Annotated in this window: 5 protein-coding genes; all 5 read right to left on the bottom strand. The window is 45.7% G+C overall.

What is annotated here, in order from left to right; genetic code table 11:
* Positions 1–2: 2 nt before the first annotated feature.
* Entirely contained in the window at positions 3–1169 is a 1167-nt protein-coding gene (locus K8S15_07730) for a hypothetical protein (protein ID MCD4775927.1), read from the bottom strand.
* Between the two features lie 88 nt (positions 1170–1257).
* On the bottom strand, positions 1258–2097 hold the full coding sequence (locus K8S15_07725) for a C40 family peptidase (protein MCD4775926.1): 840 nt from the start codon (positions 2095–2097) through the stop codon (positions 1258–1260).
* 268 nt (positions 2098–2365) lie between these two features.
* On the bottom strand, positions 2366–2563 hold the full coding sequence (locus tag K8S15_07720; GenBank protein MCD4775925.1) for a tautomerase family protein: 198 nt from the start codon (positions 2561–2563) through the stop codon (positions 2366–2368).
* Between the two features lie 69 nt (positions 2564–2632).
* Positions 2633–3493, bottom strand: coding sequence for a nucleotidyl transferase AbiEii/AbiGii toxin family protein (locus K8S15_07715; GenBank protein MCD4775924.1), 861 nt, complete (start codon positions 3491–3493; stop codon positions 2633–2635).
* The gene (locus K8S15_07710; GenBank protein ID MCD4775923.1) at positions 3490–4137 is read right to left on the bottom strand and encodes a hypothetical protein; all 648 of its coding nucleotides are present in this window, start codon (positions 4135–4137) and stop codon (positions 3490–3492) included. The genes K8S15_07715 and K8S15_07710 overlap by 4 nt, the downstream gene beginning before the upstream one ends.
* Positions 4138–4366: the final 229 nt, after the last annotated feature.

The raw sequence follows: 4366 nt of genomic DNA, 5'->3' as shown, positions 1-4366 counted from the left end.
TTCTACCTGTCCAGTATTTCCGCGTAAGGCACAAACATACCGGTGACCCGAGTAAACCAGATTATTTCTCCTCTGTCGTAGATACGGAATCTACCTCGAATCGGTGCCGTGTTCGGATCTCCCTCTCCACCTGGTCTATGAACTTCCCTGATGGCGATATCATAGTAATCTCTGTAGACATCCTCGGAAGAATTGTCAAGGTGCTCAATACCAAATGATAACCCTTCGGGGAACGAAGATCCGTATATGTCGTCCTCCGAAAGCTTATCTATCAGAAAATCCAATGCGTCGTCGTATGAATGAATCAGAACAGGTATTGCCGATGCATGTGCTTCTTCGGGTAAGAATTGCCATTCGTATGGCATCTCACCGTAAGATAGTCGTACCCTGTACCCGTATTCGAGAGTTTCGCCGGTCAGAGCTACCCAAAAGTCTTTATCTTCCTGTATGCCCAGGCTAGGAATCTGATGAATGAGAATGTACTCTCCTGGTGATTCGAATACGCTTATTTCTAAATGTTCTGCCGACTCACGAAGGAATTGAGAAACCCGTTCGAAATCTCCCTTAGCGTCTTCCGATGATTCTCTTACGGCCCTGTATTCCATTGAACCTATATAGTCATCAATCCAGTCTTCAACGCTCCACCCAGGAAGACTGAGGAGTGTCTTCGTGACCTGTCTCGATTCCCCTCCCCACCGGACATCCTGCGAAGCCCAGCTGATTTCCCAGTCGGAAGGCATCACACCCCTCATGTCGAAACTGCAAAGAGGTGGCGCAAGACCTACAAAATCACTGAAATCTGTGGGAGTCGGAGGAACAGCGTTTCTCCCTTCCTCCCCGCTGACATTTATAGCGTACGTATCAGGATACTTCCACAGGATGAAGCACGCTACCTGCGATGCATAATCGGAGGTTTCAAATGGCCCGAGGTACACCAGCCATCCTCTGTAACCTGATAGGGAGGCCCAGTCGGGAATCCACAGGTATCCCGTATACTGACCGAACAGACTGCCAAGTTCTTCAGCCAACATTTCAGCGCCAGCTTCATCATCCAGAACTTCGCAGACAACCACCCAGCCGAATTCATCTGTATCCAAATCACCAAATGCAGTATCCGATATGCAAAAAGTTACAAGCAGGGCCAGGATCGCGGCAGACATTATTCGCATGATAATCTCCTTAAGTATAGGCTTTCCCAATACTTGAATATCAGCAATAGACTCTGTCTGTCAATGTAGAATTGAGGATGCCGCTTTTTCAGTAATTCGGACCGGTGCCCAGGATTCTCCTGGCGGAGGAGTACCTTCGGGAGTAGTTCGAATGGCTCAGGGGAGTTATTATCACTCCCCGGTCAAGGTACGATGAGCAGTGGATGAAATCTCCATTTCCCATGAATATACCTGTATGCTTTGGATTGTTGAATACAAGCAGATCTCCAGGCTGAAGGTCTTCACGGTCAACGGCAACTCCCATGGTTTCCATAGCGCTTACGGTTCGGGGAAGGGGAACTCCGTTGTCATTGAATACCCTCCAGGCAAGGCCGCTGCAGTCGAATCCGTTAGTGTCGGTTCCGCCGTATACATAGGGCACGCCGAGGAAGGAAACGGCATCACTGAGAATCCTGTCCACAAGGGAAGAGGGCTCCTCCTCAAGGCACTCTGTGGCTCCTTCCTCATCAAGAACAGGCAGAATGTTCTCATCCATCAGAAGCGTGTTGTCATCGAGCACGAGTTCAAGGTATTCCATTGACCAGTTGCCCTCATGCCTTCCAATTCCGTGCATGAATAGAGGAAAATGCACGAAGTCGATTTTCTCGCGATTGATCAGTGCGGAATATCCGCCATTTATCACAACTGCGAAAGGGAAGTGTGTGTCCGGAAGATTGTACTGTTCAATCAAATCCGCGGTGGAATCATCGGTGATGTGATGGTATGTGACTTCGTACGGATCAGTGTACTCCTCAAGAACTTCAATCACCCGACCAAGTGTTTCGAGCGAGGGCGGCATGTTTTTATAGAACACTTGAATTGTACTTATGGAAACCTCCCCGGACGATACCGGTAAGGCAAGCAATACTAATAACAGGATGTTAATCAATTTACCCTCAACTTTTTTTCTTATGAATGATTCAGTACAGATCTGCAAATTCTACATTATCTGACCCTCTGTAATCAGTCTACAGCAGGTATTAACCTGAAGAGGGAGAATAGTTCCAAAACAGCTATGATTTCATCATTGATCTGAAGGGTGGGTCCATGAGAAGAAGAAATGCGGACTTGACTGAGCAATACCTGCTCAGAACGCATTCCACCTTAGTTTTTACATTCTCAATATGCCTGTTGATCGCAGTTCTATCCATGGTTTTTTAATCTGATTCGTGCAGATCGCATATCAGCTTTCCTCCGGATGCCACATTATTCGGAGAGTTCTCCTGAAGCAGAACGACTATGATTTTCTCAGGAAGTCCGTAAAGAACACTTGCGGCGGAGGTTACTTCCTTCACGAACTGCCGCTTTTTATCTATATCCGCAACCTCTGGCCCATCAACCCTGATAATAGGCATTCAGATCCTCCTTTGATTATAGCGAAGTACCATAGTGCTGCGGGGAAAACTTGCTTCCTGCAGCAGTTATTATCTGCCATTGCTTGAATACATGAACAATTTTTCAATTCTACTTAGAAAAAAATCTCTGCTCCATAGCAGGACAGTTTCAACTTCTCTCTCTGGAAGAAACCTTAAAATGTCATCCTTTGCAGCATTCCAGTCAAGAGAGCTGATTCTTTCGATGAGAGCAAACTTAAGCCAGTATGGAGTTACGTTGATGTCACTATCTTCCCAGGGACCGGATTGGACTAAAGTATTTTCAAGATACTCAAGATCGGGTTCAACATGTTTTGATACGAACCACTGAAAGTCGAACAGATCACGCCCCTTCGTATATTGTCTGCAAAGTAGAGCGTGACATTTCCCGGCGAACAAACAGTTGATAGTTGGAATCTGTAATCGATACGGAAGAGGAAAATCAAGAAACGATGTCTCCGAAGACAACCCTGAAGGCGGGTTAACATCAATATCAAGCCTGGTCATGATTTTTCTTCTGGGGTCTTGTGTATGTGTAAATGAGACAATATCCGAGAGAGAGCCCTGCCTGACAAGCATCTTCTTCACTGGACTTGTCTGGTTTTCTTTGTTTAGAAACTCAGGTTCAAAACCATACAGATTGCATCGAGTGGTGATCTTCTTTTCATATGCACTCCAGTCGAATTGCGGTTGTGCGGCCAGGATGATAAAATCGAGATCCTCTGAGAATCTTCTCAACCCGTGAACAAGTCTGAGGCAGGTTCCTCCCTGGAAAACAGCCAGATTGAAGAAATCTGTATCGGAAAGCCCCGAAAGAATTACTTCCTGAAGAATCTCCCTTAACGCATCAAATTCTCCCTCAGCCGTTTCTGCGTTATATCCTTTCAGCCGCTCCTCAAGGATTCTGCTCATTGAAACAACTCCTGCTCCAGTTTTCGCAAGTATTTCCGAACACGGTGTGATTTGAACGCAGAGATAACCAGCTCTATATCCATCCGTTCAAGGGTTTCAAATTCATATTCATTCACTCTGAGGTTTTCGGTGATATATTCAATCCCGGTCCATTTCAGTTTTCGCTCGTAAACCAGATCAGCAAGCGCGCGAAGGGCGGATGCTACAAGAAATGATTGTGCTCCTGCGTCGACGCGTTCTACCATGATAAGGAAATCCTTTTTCCCAAAGGGAATGCGAACGTAGTTGAATCTTCCAAGTTCAGTTTCAATAGTCCTGCTTCGCGAAGAGCGAACAGCACTGCTGATAACCGGCACACTTTCGGGAATCCATCCATGAAATGACAAAGCGCTTTCGAAAGACACATAGCTCTCTTCAACCATCTTATTCGCCAGGTGAAAGGAAACAGGTTTCTGACTTCTATATTTCGAACAGAGAATATAGAAACCTCTCCTGAGGCGAATCAGTTCTCCAGCAGACATGGCTCTGTAAACAAGGCTTTGAATTCGCCTGGGACTGCCATTGAAAACATGATAAAGATCGTCAGTACGAATTACACGATCACGAAATCCAGCATCGATCAACTTTTCAATAGAAGCAAGCATACGCCTCGTTTCGTACGATACTCTCGTTAATTGAGTGTATCTTACAGAAATATAGCGTACTATGTTTTCAATGTCACCATTTCAGCTGTAAGCGTATTCTCTGTACCATTCTCCGCCTGCAAACCTTTGGTGATTGATCCAGACTGGAATCAGGACCAGCTTCGGAGAAGAGATAAAGGTTCCAGTCATAGTAGTTATAGCTGTCACTGACATCGTCTATTATAAGACT

The sequence above is a fragment of the Candidatus Aegiribacteria sp. genome (assembly GCA_021108005.1).
Classification (GTDB): domain Bacteria; phylum Fermentibacterota; class Fermentibacteria; order Fermentibacterales; family JCC-6; genus Aegiribacteria.
Note: the sequence above shows the minus strand (reverse complement) of the source record. Positions and strands in the feature narration are given on the sequence as shown.